This is a genomic window from Pseudomonas sp. SJZ074, assembly GCF_007828215.1.
Lineage (GTDB): Bacteria > Pseudomonadota > Gammaproteobacteria > Pseudomonadales > Pseudomonadaceae > Aquipseudomonas.
The window spans coordinates 410,397-426,809 of the sequence record NZ_VIUE01000003.1 but is presented as its reverse complement, the minus strand read 5'-3'; the positions used below and the strand labels follow the sequence as shown (position 1 = coordinate 426,809).

At 60.6% G+C, this 16,413-nt stretch carries 18 protein-coding genes; 11 read left to right on the top strand and 7 right to left on the bottom strand.

Annotated features, from left to right (window positions below; genetic code table 11):
- Nucleotides 1–36: 36 nt before the first annotated feature.
- The gene (gene panM, locus FBX99_RS06410; RefSeq protein WP_145130963.1) at nt 37–435 is read right to left on the bottom strand and encodes an aspartate 1-decarboxylase autocleavage activator PanM; all 399 of its coding nucleotides are present in this window, start codon (nt 433–435) and stop codon (nt 37–39) included.
- Nucleotides 436–696: 261 nt separating this feature from the next.
- On the opposite strand from panM, the gene FBX99_RS06405 reads away from it, so the two are divergent.
- The 6 genes from FBX99_RS06405 to hisF all read left to right on the top strand — a co-directional run bounded on the left by FBX99_RS06405 (nt 697) and on the right by hisF (nt 5,814).
- Nucleotides 697–2,358 (top strand): OFA family MFS transporter, encoded by a 1,662-nt coding sequence (locus tag FBX99_RS06405; RefSeq protein WP_047699834.1) that lies wholly within the window; start codon nt 697–699, stop codon nt 2,356–2,358.
- A gap of 269 nt (nt 2,359–2,627) precedes the next feature.
- Nucleotides 2,628–3,221, top strand: coding sequence for an imidazoleglycerol-phosphate dehydratase HisB (gene hisB, locus FBX99_RS06400; RefSeq protein WP_003186751.1), 594 nt, complete (start codon nt 2,628–2,630; stop codon nt 3,219–3,221).
- On the top strand, nt 3,221–3,859 hold the full coding sequence (gene hisH, locus FBX99_RS06395; protein ID WP_144928833.1) for an imidazole glycerol phosphate synthase subunit HisH: 639 nt from the start codon (nt 3,221–3,223) through the stop codon (nt 3,857–3,859). Before hisB ends, hisH begins: the two co-directional genes overlap by 1 nt.
- Entirely contained in the window at nt 3,859–4,116 is a 258-nt protein-coding gene (locus FBX99_RS06390) for a DUF2164 domain-containing protein (protein WP_047699830.1), read from the top strand. Before hisH ends, FBX99_RS06390 begins: the two co-directional genes overlap by 1 nt.
- 93 nt (nt 4,117–4,209) lie before the next feature.
- Complete coding sequence (gene hisA / locus FBX99_RS06385; protein ID WP_144928835.1) at nt 4,210–4,959, top strand: 1-(5-phosphoribosyl)-5-[(5-phosphoribosylamino)methylideneamino]imidazole-4-carboxamide isomerase; 750 nt, start codon at nt 4,210–4,212, stop codon at nt 4,957–4,959.
- 84 nt (nt 4,960–5,043) lie between these two features.
- Entirely contained in the window at nt 5,044–5,814 is a 771-nt protein-coding gene (gene hisF / locus FBX99_RS06380) for an imidazole glycerol phosphate synthase subunit HisF (RefSeq protein ID WP_144928837.1), read from the top strand.
- Nucleotides 5,815–5,843: 29 nt separating this feature from the next.
- Here hisF and FBX99_RS06375 read toward each other — a convergent pair whose 3' ends face one another.
- On the bottom strand, nt 5,844–7,355 hold the full coding sequence (locus FBX99_RS06375; RefSeq protein WP_145130961.1) for a serine protease: 1,512 nt from the start codon (nt 7,353–7,355) through the stop codon (nt 5,844–5,846).
- A gap of 216 nt (nt 7,356–7,571) precedes the next feature.
- Between FBX99_RS06375 and FBX99_RS06370 the strand changes: the two genes are divergently transcribed.
- A complete protein-coding gene (locus FBX99_RS06370; RefSeq protein ID WP_145130959.1) occupies nt 7,572–8,318 on the top strand; it encodes an ABC transporter substrate-binding protein in 747 nt (248 codons plus the stop codon).
- A 211-nt stretch (nt 8,319–8,529) separates the two neighbouring features.
- Here FBX99_RS06370 and FBX99_RS06365 read toward each other — a convergent pair whose 3' ends face one another.
- From FBX99_RS06365 to gpmI, 4 genes are all read right to left on the bottom strand, one after another.
- A complete protein-coding gene (locus FBX99_RS06365; protein WP_145130957.1) occupies nt 8,530–9,312 on the bottom strand; it encodes a divergent polysaccharide deacetylase family protein in 783 nt (260 codons plus the stop codon).
- Nucleotide 9,313: 1 nt separating this feature from the next.
- Nucleotides 9,314–10,630 carry a S41 family peptidase gene (locus FBX99_RS06360; RefSeq protein WP_144928845.1) on the bottom strand — a complete coding sequence of 439 codons (1,317 nt, stop codon included), beginning with the start codon at nt 10,628–10,630 and terminating at the stop codon, nt 9,314–9,316.
- A 32-nt stretch (nt 10,631–10,662) separates the two neighbouring features.
- Nucleotides 10,663–11,955, bottom strand: a complete 1,293-nt coding sequence (locus FBX99_RS06355) for a murein hydrolase activator EnvC (RefSeq protein WP_145130955.1) — start codon at nt 11,953–11,955, stop codon at nt 10,663–10,665.
- A gap of 226 nt (nt 11,956–12,181) precedes the next feature.
- Nucleotides 12,182–13,711 carry a 2,3-bisphosphoglycerate-independent phosphoglycerate mutase gene (gpmI, locus tag FBX99_RS06350; RefSeq protein ID WP_145130952.1) on the bottom strand — a complete coding sequence of 510 codons (1,530 nt, stop codon included), beginning with the start codon at nt 13,709–13,711 and terminating at the stop codon, nt 12,182–12,184.
- A 152-nt stretch (nt 13,712–13,863) separates the two neighbouring features.
- Here gpmI and FBX99_RS06345 point away from each other — a divergent pair, with 152 nt between their 5' ends.
- The 3 genes from FBX99_RS06345 to secB are packed head-to-tail and all read left to right on the top strand — an operon-like array spanning nt 13,864 to nt 15,052.
- Nucleotides 13,864–14,277, top strand: coding sequence for a rhodanese-like domain-containing protein (locus tag FBX99_RS06345; RefSeq protein WP_041024715.1), 414 nt, complete (start codon nt 13,864–13,866; stop codon nt 14,275–14,277).
- A gap of 1 nt (nt 14,278) precedes the next feature.
- Nucleotides 14,279–14,533: a glutaredoxin 3 gene (gene grxC, locus FBX99_RS06340; RefSeq protein ID WP_144928851.1), complete on the top strand. Its 255-nt coding sequence runs from the start codon at nt 14,279–14,281 to the stop codon at nt 14,531–14,533.
- 36 nt (nt 14,534–14,569) lie between these two features.
- Nucleotides 14,570–15,052 carry a protein-export chaperone SecB gene (gene secB, locus FBX99_RS06335; protein ID WP_047699815.1) on the top strand — a complete coding sequence of 161 codons (483 nt, stop codon included), beginning with the start codon at nt 14,570–14,572 and terminating at the stop codon, nt 15,050–15,052.
- A gap of 132 nt (nt 15,053–15,184) precedes the next feature.
- On the opposite strand, the gene trmL is transcribed toward secB, so the two are convergent.
- Nucleotides 15,185–15,640, bottom strand: coding sequence for a tRNA (uridine(34)/cytosine(34)/5-carboxymethylaminomethyluridine(34)-2'-O)-methyltransferase TrmL (gene trmL, locus FBX99_RS06330; protein ID WP_046064092.1), 456 nt, complete (start codon nt 15,638–15,640; stop codon nt 15,185–15,187).
- Between trmL and FBX99_RS06325 the strand changes: the two genes are divergently transcribed.
- Nucleotides 15,639–16,079, top strand: a complete 441-nt coding sequence (locus FBX99_RS06325) for a hypothetical protein (protein WP_144928853.1) — start codon at nt 15,639–15,641, stop codon at nt 16,077–16,079. The genes trmL and FBX99_RS06325 overlap by 2 nt on opposite strands.
- Nucleotides 16,080–16,413 lie beyond the last annotated feature (334 nt).

The following is a 16,413-nucleotide window of genomic DNA, read 5'->3' as shown; positions in this document are numbered from 1 at the left end:
TGCTGGTGCGTTGGGGTGATCGTTTTTCCGTGGCGCTCAACCTTCGTCCAGCGTCAACTTCAACTTGGCTGCCAGGGCCTGGGCCATCAGATGCCCGGCAGGGGCCAGCAGCCGCAGTTCGGCACCCTCTTGCCGGGCCATCCGCTGTGCTTCGCCGACCAGTCGCTCTGCTACGCCACGACGACGGGTCAAGCTTCGTACGCACATCTGAGACAAGTGCCAGACGTTCTGGTGCCGTTGCAGGCGTGCGGCGCCGAGCAGTCGATCGTTGAAGCGCGCCGCGATCAAAGAGCCATCCTGCAGGTAATTCTGAATCAACCGAGTGGCGTCGCTGAACGGCTCGAGCAGCCAGGGCGGGGCGTCCAGGTAGATTTTATGCAGGTCCTGCCGATCCTGGCCGGTGGCTTCAATCAGCTGCTCGACGACAATGGGCATGGAAGCTCCTGAAAAATAAATGACTTTTGCCCTATAGAAAGCAAACAGGGGTGCGATAAGACAGATGACGTGAAAAAGGTGATGTCACTTTGGTTTTTCTGTCACGAGCAAATGGTAACCTTTACCCGTTCGCCCGTCCTTCTGCGACTTGATGTCACACCGACGGGGAGCTTCACCAGAAAATACAGTCGCGCCTGCGTGCAAATAAGGCTGAGGGTGATGCGTGGCTGGCGGACCATTCTAACAATTGGGGGATACACAATGAGCACGAGCATCACGGCCGGCGGCGTTGCCGACCAGCCTGCGTTCCTTTCCAAGGAACGTATCATCGCCAAGTCCGGTTTCAACCGGTGGCTGGTTCCACCGGCCGCGCTGGCCATTCACCTGTGCATCGGCATGGCCTACGGCTTCTCGGTGTTCTGGTTGCCGCTGTCCAAGGCCTTGGGTATCACCAAACCGGTGGCTTGCGCACCCGACATGAGCTTCATCTCACAAGTCTTTTCATCCCAGTGCGACTGGCCGATCTCGATGCTCGGCTGGATCTACACCCTGTTCTTCATCTTCCTGGGGTGCTCGGCAGCCATCTGGGGTGGCTGGCTGGAACACGCCGGGCCACGCAAGGCTGGTGTCGTGTCGGCCTTGTGCTGGTGCGGTGGCCTGCTGATTTCCGCGTTGGGTATTTATACCCATCAGATCTGGCTGATGTGGGTCGGTTCCGGCGTGATCGGCGGTATCGGCCTGGGGTTGGGCTACATCTCCCCGGTGTCCACCTTGATCAAATGGTTCCCGGATAAGCGCGGCATGGCGACTGGCATGGCGATCATGGGCTTCGGCGGCGGTGCGATGGTCGGTGCTCCGCTGGCTGCAGCGCTGATGAACCATTTCGCTTCGCCGACCGGCGTGGGCGTCTGGCAGAGCTTCCTGGTCATGGCCGCGATCTATTTCGTGTTCATGATCGGTGGTGCCTTGTCGTACCGCGTGCCACCGACCGGCTGGAAGCCTGAAGGTTGGACTCCGGCGCCGAAGAAAGCCGCGAACGCGATGATCACCCATCGCCACGTTCACGTGAACGTCGCCTGGAAAACCCCGCAGTTCCGCCTGGTATGGCTGGTACTGTGCCTGAACGTATCCGCCGGTATCGGCATCCTGGGCATGGCTTCGCCACTGCTGCAGGAAGTGTTCGGCGGTAAATTGCTCGGCAACGACCTGCCTTTCGGTCAACTGGATGCCACGCAACTGGCCCAGATCGCCGCCATCGCCGCCGGCTTCACCGGTCTGCTGAGCCTGTTCAACATCGGCGGGCGGTTCTTCTGGGCATCCTTCTCGGATTACCTGGGCCGCAAGAACACCTACTTCGTGTTCTTCGCCCTGGGTGTTGCCCTGTACTCGCTGATTCCGAACCTCGGTCACCTGGGCAGCATCGCGCTGTTCGTGGCGGCGTTCTGCATCATTCTGTCGATGTACGGCGGCGGTTTCGCCACTGTACCGGCCTACCTGGCGGACCTGTTCGGTACGCAAATGGTCGGCGCAATCCACGGTCGCCTGCTGACCGCCTGGGCTGCGGCCGGCGTGCTGGGTCCGGTGCTGGTGAACTACCTGCGTGAATATCAGCTGAGCATTGGCGTTGAACGCGCCGCGGCCTATGACATCACCCTGTACATCCTCGCCGGTCTGCTGGTGCTGGGCTTCTTGTGCAACCTGATGGTTCGTCCGGTAGCGGACAAATACTTCATGACCGACGCTGAACTGGCCGCCGAACAGGCGTTGGGCCATGACAAAGGCGCCGACAGCACCACTTCCCTGGAGTGGAAAGCCGCACCGGGCACCAAGCTCCTGGCGGTCGCCGCCTGGCTGGTGGTGGGCATTCCGTTGGCGTGGGGTGTGTGGGTGACCCTGCAGAAAACGGCGGTGTTGTTCCACTAATAGTTGAACAAACGCTGCGTTCCTTGTGGGAGCGAGCCTGCTCGCGATGAGGCAGTGTCAGTCGACATCTTAGTCGGCTGACCCACCGCTGTCGCGAGCAGGCTCGCTCCCACATTGTTTTTGGGTCTGTCCATTTGCTTGTATGGACATGTCTATCCCCGATAACTCGGCATCCAGCCCGTCAGTCATATCACCGTTCATGTTTCTGTTTGTCGCTCGCGCCCCTATAATGGCTGCCTTTTTCGCCCAATGATTTTGCGGAGCTGGTGATGGCCGAACGTAAGGCGTCTGTCGAGCGTGACACTCTGGAAACCCAGATCAAAGCCTCGATCAACCTGGATGGCACCGGAAAGGCCCGGTTTGATATCGGCGTGCCTTTTCTTGAGCACATGCTGGACCAGATCGCCCGTCATGGGCTGATCGACCTGGACATCGTCAGCAAGGGTGACCTGCATATCGACGACCACCATACGGTGGAAGATGTTGGCATCACCTTGGGCCAGGCCTTTACCAAAGCCATCGGCGACAAGAAGGGCATCCGTCGCTACGGTCATGCCTATGTGCCGCTCGATGAAGCACTGTCGCGGGTGGTCATCGATTTCTCCGGTCGTCCGGGCCTGCAGATGCACGTGCCGTACACCCGCGCCACCGTCGGCGGCTTCGATGTCGACCTGTTCCAGGAGTTCTTCCAGGGCTTCGTCAACCACGCCAACGTGACCCTGCACATCGACAACCTGCGCGGGCACAACACCCATCACCAGATCGAAACCGTGTTCAAGGCTTTCGGCCGCGCCTTGCGCATGGCCGTCGAGCTCGATGACCGCATGGCCGGGCAGATGCCCTCCACCAAGGGCGTCCTGTAATGCAGACGGTTGCGGTTATCGACTACGGTATGGGCAATCTGCACTCGGTGGCCAAGGCCCTTGAGCATGTGGGCGCTGGCAAGGTCCTGATCACCAGCGATGCCGACGTGATTCGCGAAGCCGACCGGGTGGTATTCCCCGGTGTCGGTGCGATTCGCGACTGCATGGCCGAGATCCGCCGCCTGGGCTTCGACGCGCTGGTCCACGAAATCAGCCAGGATCGTCCGTTCCTGGGCATCTGCGTGGGCATGCAGGCTCTGCTCGAGCGCAGCGAAGAGAACAGCGGTGTCGATTGCATCGGCATGTTCCCGGGCCAGGTGAAGTTCTTCGGCAAGGACCTGCATGAAGACGCCGAACACCTGAAAGTCCCGCACATGGGCTGGAACGAAGTGAAGCAGGCGGTGGACCACCCGCTGTGGCACAACATCCCGGACCTGGCGCGCTTCTACTTCGTGCACAGCTACTACATCGCGGCCGGCAATGCGCGGCAGGTGGTGGGCAGCGGTCACTATGGCGTCGATTTCGCCGCAGCCCTGGCCGACGGGTCGCGATTCGCCGTGCAGTTCCACCCGGAGAAGAGCCACACCCATGGCCTGCAACTGCTGCAGAATTTCGTCGCGTGGGACGGCCGCTGGTAATGGCACGCAAGAAGCCGCCCATCCTCAGCCTCACGCCCGAGCAGGAGAGTGAGGCCAACCGCAAGATCCAGCGGTTCATGGAGGAGCGTTTCGAATTGGACCTGGGTTCGTTCGAGGCGGCGGAAATTCTTGACCTGTTTACCCGCGAAATTGCTCCGCACTATTACAACAGGGCGATTTTCGACGTGCAGGCGCACCTTAAGGAAAGGTTCGAAAGCATCGAAAGCGACCTGTGGGCACTCGAAAAAAGCAGTTGAGAGCTTCAAGCTTCAAGCTGCAAGAGAGAAACATAAACGCATGCTTGCAGCTTGTGGCTCGCAGCTTGTGGCTCTTTTGACGAAGGAAAAAGCATGCTGATTATCCCCGCTATCGATCTCAAGGACGGCGCTTGCGTACGTCTGCGTCAAGGCCGGATGGAAGATTCCACGGTATTTTCCGATGATCCGGTGAGCATGGCCGCCAAGTGGGTGGAAGGTGGCTGCCGCCGCCTGCATCTGGTCGACCTGAACGGCGCCTTCGAAGGGCAGCCGGTGAACGGTGAAGTGGTTACCGCCATCGCCAGGCGCTACCCGAACCTGCCAATCCAGATCGGCGGCGGTATTCGCTCGCTGGAAACCATCGAGCACTACGTCAAGGCCGGCGTCAGCTATGTGATCATCGGCACCAAGGCCGTCAAGGAGCCTGAGTTCGTCGCCGAAGCCTGCCGCGCCTTCCCGGGCAAGGTCATCGTCGGCCTGGACGCCAAGGACGGTTTCGTCGCCACTGACGGCTGGGCCGAAGTCAGCACCGTGCAGGTGATCGACCTGGCCAAGCGCTTCGAGGCTGACGGCGTGTCTGCCATCGTCTACACCGACATCGCCAAAGACGGCATGATGCAGGGCTGCAACGTCCCGTTCACCGCCGCCCTGGCCGCCGCCACGAAGATCCCGGTCATCGCCTCCGGCGGTATCCACAACCTGGGCGACATCAAGACACTGCTCGACGCCAAGGCGCCCGGCATCATTGGTGCGATCACGGGCCGCGCTATTTATGAGGGCACGCTGGATGTGGCAGAAGCTCAAGCTTTTTGTGATGGCTATGCGGCCAGCTCCAAGCGGTAAGCTGCAAGCTGCAAGCTAAGGCGCGATCGCAATCCGCTCTTTCTTGCCGCTTGAAGCTTGAAGCTTGCAACTCGAGGACTAACCATGGCACTAGCAAAGCGCATCATTCCCTGCCTGGACGTGGATAACGGCCGGGTGGTCAAGGGCGTCAAGTTCGAGAACATCCGTGACGCCGGCGACCCGGTGGAAATCGCCCGGCGCTACGACGAACAGGGCGCGGACGAGATTACCTTCCTGGACATCACCGCCAGCGTCGATGGCCGCGATACCACGTTGCATACCGTCGAGCGCATGGCCAGCCAGGTGTTCATCCCGCTGACCGTGGGCGGTGGCGTACGCACCGTGCAGGACATCCGCAACCTGCTCAACGCCGGTGCGGACAAGGTGTCGATCAACACTGCGGCCGTGTTCAATCCTGAATTCGTCGGCGAGGCCGCCGAGCGTTTCGGCTCGCAGTGCATTGTCGTGGCGATCGATGCGAAGAAAGTGTCCGGCCCGGGCGAATCTCCGCGCTGGGAAATCTTCACCCACGGCGGCCGCAAGCCCACCGGCCTCGACGCCGTTGAGTGGGCGAAGAAGATGGAAGGCCTGGGCGCCGGTGAGATCCTGCTGACCAGCATGGACCAGGACGGCATGAAGAGTGGTTTCGACCTGGGCGTCACCCGGGCCATCAGTGATGCCCTGGGCATTCCGGTGATTGCCTCCGGTGGTGTCGGCAACCTGCAACATCTGGCCGACGGTATCCTCGAAGGCCACGCCAGCGCGGTGCTGGCGGCAAGCATTTTCCACTTTGGCGAATACACCGTGCCGGAGGCCAAGGCCTACATGGCGCAGCGCGGGATCGTCATTCGCTGAGCCGGTGCCGATAGAACCGATGCCCTGAATCAGGGAGTTGCCGGATCGGCATCTCGCGAGCCTGTCGTGGGCTTCAAGATGTCGATCCTCGGCTCGGATGCCTGTCCTGATTTGTCGTAGGCGATCGTGCAGAGCTTCACCGGCAGTTTTGTATCGTCAAACCGGAGCTCCAGGTAGGTGTGGGTTGCGTATCCGGCATCCTTCGAGCAATCCGTGGTTTCTACCGGACCGAACTTGGCGGCGTAGCTCTGATGTTTTTCGGTGCGTGCCAATTCTACGATGACGCCGGTAGTGATCGATAAATCGGGTTGTGCCGTGGGAAGGTCATCCAGGAGTTCTACTGGCAGAGACAGGCTATTCCTGATGAGTCCGAATTCAGCGCCTTGAGCTGCGGAGTCGACACCGAGGATGCATAGGAAATAGAAACCGGGCTGGCTACCGATCTCGGAGTTTATGAAGCTGTCGTTGGCACTGATCGCGTCACTGTAATGGTGACCACTTTCGCAATCCTTTGCTGTGCGAACGGTTTTATAGCGATAAAAAGCCGTGCTGATGGAAAAGCGGTAATCCCACGTTGGAGTGTGCACCGTGCCATCGTCTCCTTTCTTCAGCTTCCTGTACCTCGCCGGAGCGTTTGAGTCGGCGCTCACGGTAAAGGCCGGATAGAGCGAGCACGAGGACGACGCATCGCTGGCCAGATGGCCCTGTATGAAGCAACCATTGAGAAGAACCGTTGGATTCCCGTATATATTTTCCGCAATCGCCTTGTAGCTATCGCCTATTCGCGTGCAGGGTGCATCTTCGTCGCAGGGGGTCAGGCCGGCAGCCAGGTTGCCGGTGCCTACCACGCCGATGATCTCGTTCGAATGACGATCAAGAATGGGCCCTCCCGAACTGCCTCCCGCTATGTCCTGACAGCGAGTCATCAAGTTATTTCGCCATACCCATGGGCCTTCAATGATTTCCTGGGCGGGCTGCAAGGTGCAGGCGGCCATGCGCAACGTGGCATTCTCGAAACCGAGTGGGGCGCTCACAATTAAGACGTCAGTGTCGTAGGCTGGTTTTTGCTGGGCCAGCTCCAGTGGCTGTATTCCTTCATTGATGAGTTCCTGAAGACTGGCATCCAATTCGACGATGGCCAGATCGACACCTTGCATGCTGCGCCACGCGACTTTTTTCAGTGAATAGGTTTTGAATTGGGGCGTATCGGCAAAGTAATCGAACTGCATGATTCCGCTCACCGGCTTATCCGTCACGATGTTGCCATTGCCTGTTTCGATACAGTGTCCTGAGGTGAGTACATAGGCAGGGGTTGGCCCGGTCAATGAAGGTTCACGTGTGTCGAGAAGCGTTGCGGTACAAGAACCCTTGATGTACAGACGCCCGATACCTCGCCAGTGGTTGTACGATCCATCGGCATTTTCAAGGACCTTCGAGGCCGTGAAGTTCTGCATGTTTTCGCCGTAATCCAAGGGGTGTGCAATTGCGTTTGGAGCCAGCGAGTAAAGCGCGCCAACCAGCAGGAAAAAGAGTGTTTTCATCGAATGATGTCTCTGATTAATTGAACGTAACCGGCAACGGCCGGTGGTTCCAATTAATCAGTTGCAGGCATACGGATGGCGGTAATTAATTACCTCAGCTGCGACATCACGAACACCTATTCTGAGGGGTTGAAAGTGTCACGAAAGTAACGGGCGGTGGACATGTCTGCAGGCCCAAGGCACTCTTGGGCACACCATGGATTGCGGTAGCCCGACATGCTCAAACGTCTCGTTCTTGCCTTTGCCGGTGCCACGCTGATACTCGCAGGCACCGCCAGCGCCGCCGATACGTCACTGGTATTGCTGACGGAGAACTTCCCGCCTTACAACATGGCCAAGAACGGCAAGAACTTCGCCCAGGACGAGAACATCCATGGCATAGCCGTGGATATCGTCCGCGAGATTTTCAAGCGCGCCGATATCAGCTATAGCCTGACGCTGCGTTTTCCCTGGGAACGCATTTACAAACTCGCCCTGGAAAATCCCGGCTACGGTGTGTTTGTCATGGCGCGGTTGCCGGAGCGTGAAGCACTCTTCAAATGGGTTGGCCCCATCGGTCCGGATGACTGGATCATGCTTGCCAGGGCGGACAGCAAGATTGCCCTCGACTCGTTGGCGCAGGCGCGCCAATACAGGATCGGCGCCTACAAGGGCGATGCAATCGCCGAGACGTTGGCCAAGCAGGGATTGAAGCCGATTGTCGTGTTGCGCGATCAGGACAACGCCAGGAAACTGGTCAACGGCCAGATCGACCTGTGGGCCACCGGGGACCCGGCCGGGCGTTACCTGGCACGTCAGGAAGGGGTGAATGATCTCAAGACCGTGCTGCGATTCAACAGTGCCGAGTTATACCTGGCGCTGAACAAGGATGTGCCCGACGACGTCGTTGCACGGCTGCAAAAAGCCCTGGATGAGCTGCGCAAGGAAGGGGCGGTGGACGCGATCATGGCGCGGTATCTCTGAGACCGCGTCGCCTCCATCGCGAGCAGGCTCCCACAGGCTATTCAGGGCGGACATAAGATTTGAGTTCGCTGAAGATCCAGTGTGGGAGCGGGCTTGCTCGCGAAAGCGGTGGATCAGCTTGCACTGATGTTGAATGTGAGGGCGCCTTCGCGAGCAAGCCCGCTCCCACATTTGGACGGAGTTCACAGGTCCATGTGGGAGCGAGCCGCGGTTACCGATACACCCCATCTTTCCCATGCCCCGCCATCGCCCGATTGCTGCGCAGGCTGATCATCGACTTGATATCGATCCACTCGATGTCCTGGGCCTTGAGCTTGGGTAGTTCGCGCTCGAGCACCGCCAGGGTTTGCGGGTAGGGATGACCGATCATCACGGCCGAGCCCTGGCGGCGGGCCAGGTCGATGGCGGTCTGTAGCTGGTGAGCGATGGCGGCTTCGGTGCGCTCGTCGTCGAGGAATACGTCTCGCGACACACTGGCGAGGCCAATCTTCTGGGCTTCGGCGGCGGCGACGGTCTGGGCGCTGGTGCGGCTGTCGACGAAGAACTTGTGCCGCTGTTGCAAATCCGCCATCAGCCACGCCATGGCCTGGGGCTGGGCGGTCATGCGGCTGCCCATATGGTTGTTGATCCCACTGGTATAGGGCACAGCGGCGAATGCGGCGTCGAGGCGTTTGCCGAGCTCTTCAATCGGTAGCTCAGGATGCCAGGCGAACGGCCCGGTCGCCGGATCCATAGGCATGTGCAGCATGACGATCTTGCCGGCGCGGTGAGCCTCGCGGGCGAACTCGGCGGCGTGGGGCGTGTCGGGCATGATCGCGGTGGCGACCGGGCCGGGAAGCATCAACACCCGGCGATCCCGGGGCAGGTTTTGCCCCAGGTCGTCGATGATCAGGCTCAGGTAGGCTTTGTGCGGTGACACCTCAGGCGTGCCGGGCGCCGCAAAAGCTACGCTCGCCAGGCAGCACAACAGGCCGAGGATGAAACGCCGGCCCATCTCAGCGGCCGGAAGTGATGTTCAGTCCTTTGAGCAGGCTCAGGGCCTGGGCCAGTTGGTAGTCGTCATCCTGCGGCATCGGCTTGCTCTTGCCGCCGGAGCCGCTCGGCTTGTCGGCACCGCCGTTGCCATTGCCCAGGTGACCTTGCAGGTCGGCTTCCTTGAAGTACTCGCTGTCCTGCTCGTTGGTGATCTTGGCCTTGCGCACCTCGATGTCCGGAACGATGCCCTGGGCCTGGATGGAGCGGCCGTTGGGCGTGAAGTACAGCGCAGTGGTGATCTTGAGCGCACGGTCATTGTTCAGCGGCAGCACGGTCTGCACCGAACCCTTGCCGAAACTGGTGGTGCCCATGACCACGCCGCGTTTCTGGTCCTGCAGGGCGCCGGCGACGATTTCCGAGGCCGAGGCACTGCCCCCGTTGATCAACACCACCAGTGGCACGGCTTCGCTGAGGTCGTTGCCGGTGGCCGAGAAGCGCAGCTCGGAGTTGGCGATACGGCCTTTGGTATAGACGATAAGGCCCTTGGTGATGAAGTGATCGACCACTTCCACCGCCGACTGCAGCACGCCGCCGGGGTTGTTGCGCAGGTCCAGGACCAGGCCGTTGAGTTTCTTGCCATTGTCCTTGCGCAGCTTGGCCAGGGCCTTGGCGACTTCTTCGCCGGTCTTGACCTGGAACTGGGTGATGCGGATGTAGCCGTAGCCCGACTCCAGCAACTGGCTCTTCACGCTCTTGACCTGGATCACCGCCCGGGTGAGGGTCACGTCGAACGGCGTGCCGCCATCGCGCACCAGGGTCAGGGTGATCTTCTGGCCGATCTTGCCGCGCATCTTGTCCACGGCTTCGGTCATGCTCTGGCCGCGGGTCGGCTGGCCGTTGATCTTGACGATGAAGTCGCCGGCCTGGATTCCGGCCTTGGAGGCCGGGGTGTCGTCGATCGGCGAGACCACCTTGATGAAGCCGTCTTCGCTGCCGACCTCGATGCCCAGGCCGCCGAACTCGCCACTGGTGCTTTCCTGCAATTCGGCAAAGTCTTCCGGCCCCAGGTAGGCCGAGTGCGGGTCGAGGTTGCTGAGCATGCCCTTGATGGCGTTCTCCAGCAGCATTTTGTCATCCACCGGTTCGACGTAGGCGGCCTTGATCCGGTCCATGACTTCGGCGAAAGTGCGCAGTTCATCCAGCGGCAGCGGGGCCTTGGTGGTCGCGGCCGTGGCGGCAGGCGCGGATGGGGCCGGTCCGGCGGCAAAAGCCAGGGGCGCACCGATCACGAGAGCGATCGTCAGGGCCAGCGAGGTGAGGCGGGACAAATGCAGCATGTCGAACGAACTCCTTAATTGGATGGGCGCGCTTATCCTTGCGCACGACACCATTGGGCCGGGTCACTGGGGCGACCCTGCTGACGAATTGCGAAATACAGTGCGGGCGTATCCTGCCCGCCACTGTTGCCGACCGTGGAGATGGACTCACCGGCCTTGACCACGTCTCCCGCCGACTTGAGCAGCGTCTGGTTATGGCCATACAGACTCAGGTAACCGTTGCCGTGGTCGAGGATCACCAGCAGGCCGGCGCCGCGCAGCCAGTCGGCGAACACCACGCGCCCGCCATGTACGGCATGCACCTGGCTGCCGGCGGATGCACTGATCATCACGCCGTCCCACTTGGTACGGGTGTCGTCGCCGCGGGTTTCACCAAAGCGCGCAAGTAATCGACCATTGACCGGCCATGGAAGTTTGCCCCGGGCGGAAGCAAAGGCGCCGCCGAAGGTTTCGCCATCGCTGGAAACCAGCGCGCCGGGGCTGTATTTCGTCGTTTTGCGCGGGGCGTCGTCCGCGTCCGCATCAGCCTGGGCTTCACGTAAACGCTTTTTTTCCGCTTCCTGCTGGGCGATCAGCGCTTTCTGCCGCGCTTCCTCTGCCTCTCGCGCCTGACGGGCCAGGGTTTCCTCGATGGTTTTCAAAACGTTTGCCAATTCGGCCTGGTCTTGCTCGCGAGCCTTGAGCTTGCTGTCCCGCGCCTTCATGTCGTCATTGAGTTTGGCCAGGGCCACCGCGCGTTCCTTGCGTACTTTCTCGAGCTCTTCGCGCTGGGTGTCGAGGCTGCTTTTCTGCACCAGCAACTGGGCCTGCTGCAGTTCGATGTCCTTTTCGACGTTGGCCAGTTGGCGCAGGGTTTCGTTGAATTTCTTGAGTTGCTCCAGGCGTGCCTGGCTCAGGTAGTCGTAATAGGTGAGGGTGCGGGCGAATTTCTCGGGGTTCTGCTGGTTGAGCAACAGCTTGAGGTACTCCTGACGGCCGCTCTGATAGGCCGCACGGGCCTGGATGGCGATCAGGTGTTGCTGTTCAGTGCGCGCGCTCTGGAGTTTTTTTTTCTCTGCATCGAGCCGCTGCAGCTCGGATTCGCTTTTCTTCAACTCTTTTTGCAGGGCATCGACCTGTTTCTCCAGGTTGCCCATTTCGGTCTCGGTGCCACGCAGCTCTTTCTGTACGCCGGCTTTCTCTTCCTGCAGCTTGCCCAGCAGCTTCTTCAGCTCTGCAATGTCCTGGCGCGTGGCTTCCAACTGTTGTTGGGTTTGCGCGCGCTCGTCAGCGAAGGCCGGTTGGAGCAGGCAGGTCAGAGCGAGGGCTATCAGGACGCGAAGCATAGAGGCGGGCGATACCAGGGAAAGGGACGGCCTAGTATGCCCGCCCCACGCCGCAAAAAAAACGCCCATTTGGGGCTGTGTGATAACTGGCCGGAAAAACACCTCAAAACCAATGTGGGAGCGGGCTTGCTCGCGAAAGCGGTGTGCCAGCCACAGTGATGCAGACTGTCACGGCGTCTTCGCGAGCAAGCCCGCTCCCACCGTCGATTTGCGGTGTTCCAACCAATCAAACCAGAATCGAAGTCCCGGTCATTTCCGCCGGTTTCTCCATCCCCAGCAGCATCAGCATGGTCGGCGCCACGTCAGCCAGCACACCCCCCTCACGGACCTTGAAGTCGCGCTTGCCGACATAGATGAACGGCACCGGCTCGGTGGTGTGGGCGGTGTGGGCCTGTCCGGTGGATTCGTCGGACATCTGCTCGACGTTGCCGTGGTCGGCCGTGATCAGTGCTTCGCCACCGACCTTTTCCAATGCGTCAACGATGCGGCCAACGCAGGTGTCCAGGCATTCCACGGCCTTGACCGCCGCTTCGAACACGCCGCTGTGACCGACCATGTCGCCGTTGGCGTAGTTGACCACGATGACGTCGTAACGCTGGTTTTCAATGGCGTCGACAATCCGGTCGGTGACTTCCGGAGCGCTCATCTCGGGTTGCAGGTCGTAGGTGGCGACTTTCGGCGAGGGGATCAGGATGCGTTCTTCGCCCGGGAACGGTTCTTCGCGCCCGCCCGAGAAAAAGAACGTCACGTGGGCGTACTTCTCGGTCTCGGCGATGCGCAGCTGGGTCTTGCCGTTCTTCGCCAAGTAGTCGCCAAGCACGTTTTCCAGGCTGCCGGCGGCGAAAGCCGAGGGTGCGGGGATGCTGGCGGCGTACTGGGTCAGCATCACGAAACCAGCCAGTTTTGGCTGGCGAGGGCGTTCGAACTCCTTGAAATCGTCTTCGACGAAGACCCGGGTCAGCTCGCGGGCACGGTCGGCGCGGAAGTTCATGAATACCACGGCGTCGCCATCCTCGACCCTGACCGGCTCGCCGATAGTGGTGGCTTTGACGAACTCGTCGCTTTCGCCGCGCTCGTAGGCGGCTTCGAGGCCTTCCTGGGCGGTGGCGGCGTTGAATTCGGCGTTGCCATCGACGATCAGGTTGTAGGCCTGGGCGACACGATCCCAACGGTTGTCGCGGTCCATGGCGTAGTAACGGCCGACGATGCTGGCGATGCGACCCTTGCCGAGCGCCTGGAAGGTGGCGTCCAGCAGCTCGATCGAAGAGGCGGCGCTTTTCGGCGGGGTATCGCGGCCATCGAGGAAGGCGTGCAGGTAGATCTTCTCGGCGCCGCGTTTGAAGGCCAGTTCGGCCATGGCGATCAGGTGGTCTTGGTGGCTGTGCACGCCACCGTCGGACAGCAGGCCCATGAAATGCACGGCTTTGCCGGCGGCCACGGCTTTGTCCACGGCGGCGCAGATGGTCGGGTTCTCGAAGAACTCGCCGTCGCGGATCGCTTTGGTGACGCGAGTGAAGTCCTGATAAACCACGCGGCCCGCGCCGAGGTTCATATGGCCGACTTCGGAGTTACCCATCTGCCCGTCCGGCAGGCCGACGTCCATGCCGCTGCCGGAGATCAGGCCGTTCGGCACGGTGGCCCACAGGCGGTCCAGTACAGGCTTGTTGGCCGAATACACAGCGTTGGATTCGTGGCTGTCACTGTGACCGAAGCCGTCGAGAATCATCAGGACCAAAGGTTTAGGCGTGGTAGTCATGGAATCCACTCGTGGCTGGTTAAAAGAAGACGATGGAAAAGGGACGGGCAGTTTAAAGGTAAGTTCCGGTGCCGTCACCGCCGGGCGGGGTTTGGCCGACCCTGAGTGCTGTGTATACTGGCCGACATTTTAACGCCCTGGAACCTCCTTCGATGGTTGCTCACCTGATTGAATTTGCCACTAACCACTACATTCTCGTCGGTATCTTCGTCGTACTGCTGGCATTGCTGGTCGCCCATACGATGCAGGGCGGCGGCCGCAGCCTGAGCACCGCCGAACTGACCGCGCTGGTCAACAAGGATGCCGGCGTGGTGGTGGACATTCGTCCGGGCAAGGAATTCGCCGCAGGTCACATTGTCGGCGCGTTGAACATTCCCCAGGACAAACTGGCCGCGCGTATCGGCGAACTGGAAAAGCACAAGGCCAAGACCATCATCCTGGTCGATGCCATGGGCCAGACGGCCGGTACCCATGCCCGCGAGCTGATGAAATCCGGTTTCACCGCCGCCAAGCTGTCCGGTGGCGTGGCGACCTGGAAAGCCGACAACCTGCCCCTGGTGAAGTGAGATGACCCACGTCGTTGTCTATTCCAGCGATTACTGCCCCTATTGCTCCAGAGCCAAGTTCCTGCTCCAGAACAAGGGCGTGGCTTTCGAAGAGATCAAGGTCGACGGCAAGCCACAGCTGCGCGCCGAGATGACCCGGAAGGCCGGACGCACCTCCGTGCCGCAGATCTGGATCGGCAACACCCACGTGGGCGGTTGCGACGACCTGTATGCCCTGGAGCGCGCCGGCAAGCTCGACGCGTTGCTCCAGGCCTGAATCCCCTGAAGAACCTTAAAGTAAGAAGGATCTGCGATGACTGACCAACAGAACACAGCTGCCAGCGAAGAAGAAGCCGCACCGCAATTCTCCTTGCAGCGCATTTATGTGCGTGACCTATCCTTCGAAGCCCCGAAAAGCCCGGCGATCTTTCGCCAGCAGTGGGAGCCGAGCGTAGGCCTGGACCTGAACACCCGCCAGAAAGCCCTGGAAGAAGACTTCCACGAAGTGGTGCTGACCCTGTCGGTTACCGTGAAGAACGGTGAAGAAGTGGCGTTCATCGCTGAAGTCCAGCAGGCCGGGATCTTCCTGATCAAGAACCTCGATGCCGCTTCGATGAGCCACACCCTGGGCGCGTTCTGCCCGAACATCCTGTTCCCGTACGCCCGTGAAGCGCTGGACAGTCTGGTGACCCGCGGCTCGTTCCCGGCCCTGATGCTGGCCCCGGTGAACTTCGACGCCCTGTACGCCCAAGAGCTGCAGCGCATGCAGGAAGAAGGCGGCGCGACGGTTCAGTAAGCGCGACAGCCGGCTACAAAACCTGTGGGAGCGAGCCTGCTCGCGATAGCGGTGTGTCAGTCAACAGCGATGTTGCTGATCGATCGCCATCGCGAGCAGGCTCGCTCCCACAGAGTTTCTGGCGTTATGAATTCAGGCGAAACCGTTCTGCCGCCACGCCTCGTAGACAGCCACCGCTACCGTGTTGGACAGATTCAGGCTGCGACAGCCTTCGCGCATTGGTAGCCGCAAGCGCTGGTCTGCCGGTAGCGCGTCCAGCACGTCGGCCGGCAGGCCGCGGCTTTCCGGTCCGAACAGGAACGCATCGCCGGCGACGAAACTGGCGTCATGGAAGGGCCGCGAACCCTTGGTGGTGAAGGCAAACAGGCGCGGGTGACCGAGGCTTTCCAGACAACTGGCGAGGTCGGCATGACGTTGCAAGGTGGCATACTCGTGGTAGTCGAGACCGGCTCGGCGCAGGCGCTTGTCGTCCATCTCGAAGCCCAGCGGCTCGATCAAATGCAGGTGGCAGCCGCTGTTGGCGCACAGCCTGATGACATTGCCGGTATTCGGCGGAATTTCCGGTTGAAAAAGGATGACGTGAAACATGCACGGCTCCGATAACAAAGATGATGCGCATTCTACGCTGCAAACCGATGAGCGTTCGAAGCTATTCCCGCGGGTCATGGGCTCGCTGGCAATCTTCGGGATGATGATTGGCCTGATGATCGGCCGCTTGACCAATCCCGAACCGAGCGTGTTGCAGCGGATCGAGGTGGGCGATGGGGTGCTGGTGGCCTGGTTCAACGATGAGCCCAAGCTGCACGGGGAAATCGTCGATGGCTCCGTGGCGCTGTTGTTCGAAGCCGAAGGCTCGGCGCAGAAGGGACAGTTGAAACTCAACGGCAAGGACGTGAACTGGCGGGTGCGCTTGAGTGACAAGGGGTTGCTGCTGACGCTGGTGGCGGCGCGTCCGTTGCGGGGTGAGTGGACCGGCAGCGAGGCGGATGACCGCTGGCGGTTGGAGGTCCGTCTCCAGGAGCAATAAAAGAGGGAAACCTTGACCTGCCTGTATCAAGGCCCCCAAAACGGTGGGCTCGATGAGCCCGGATAAAATGGGGAATCCCCGGCCTGCCTGTACCAAGGTCCCCGAAACTGGGTAGTGATTGGGTTATTGCAGGGGGCGTGCCAATTTTAAATGGCTTGTCACGAAAAACTTTCTGATGTCGCGCAAGGCCCCGTATTCCGGGGCTTTTCGCTTCTCTGGTACAGATTTTTTGTGGTGGCTCGATTGGTTTGGGCCTGAATGAAACGCGCAGTTGCGGTTCGTGGTGCATTGGTGTGGTGCACGGGACTCCAGGGTTTCAACCGGCGCGCTCATG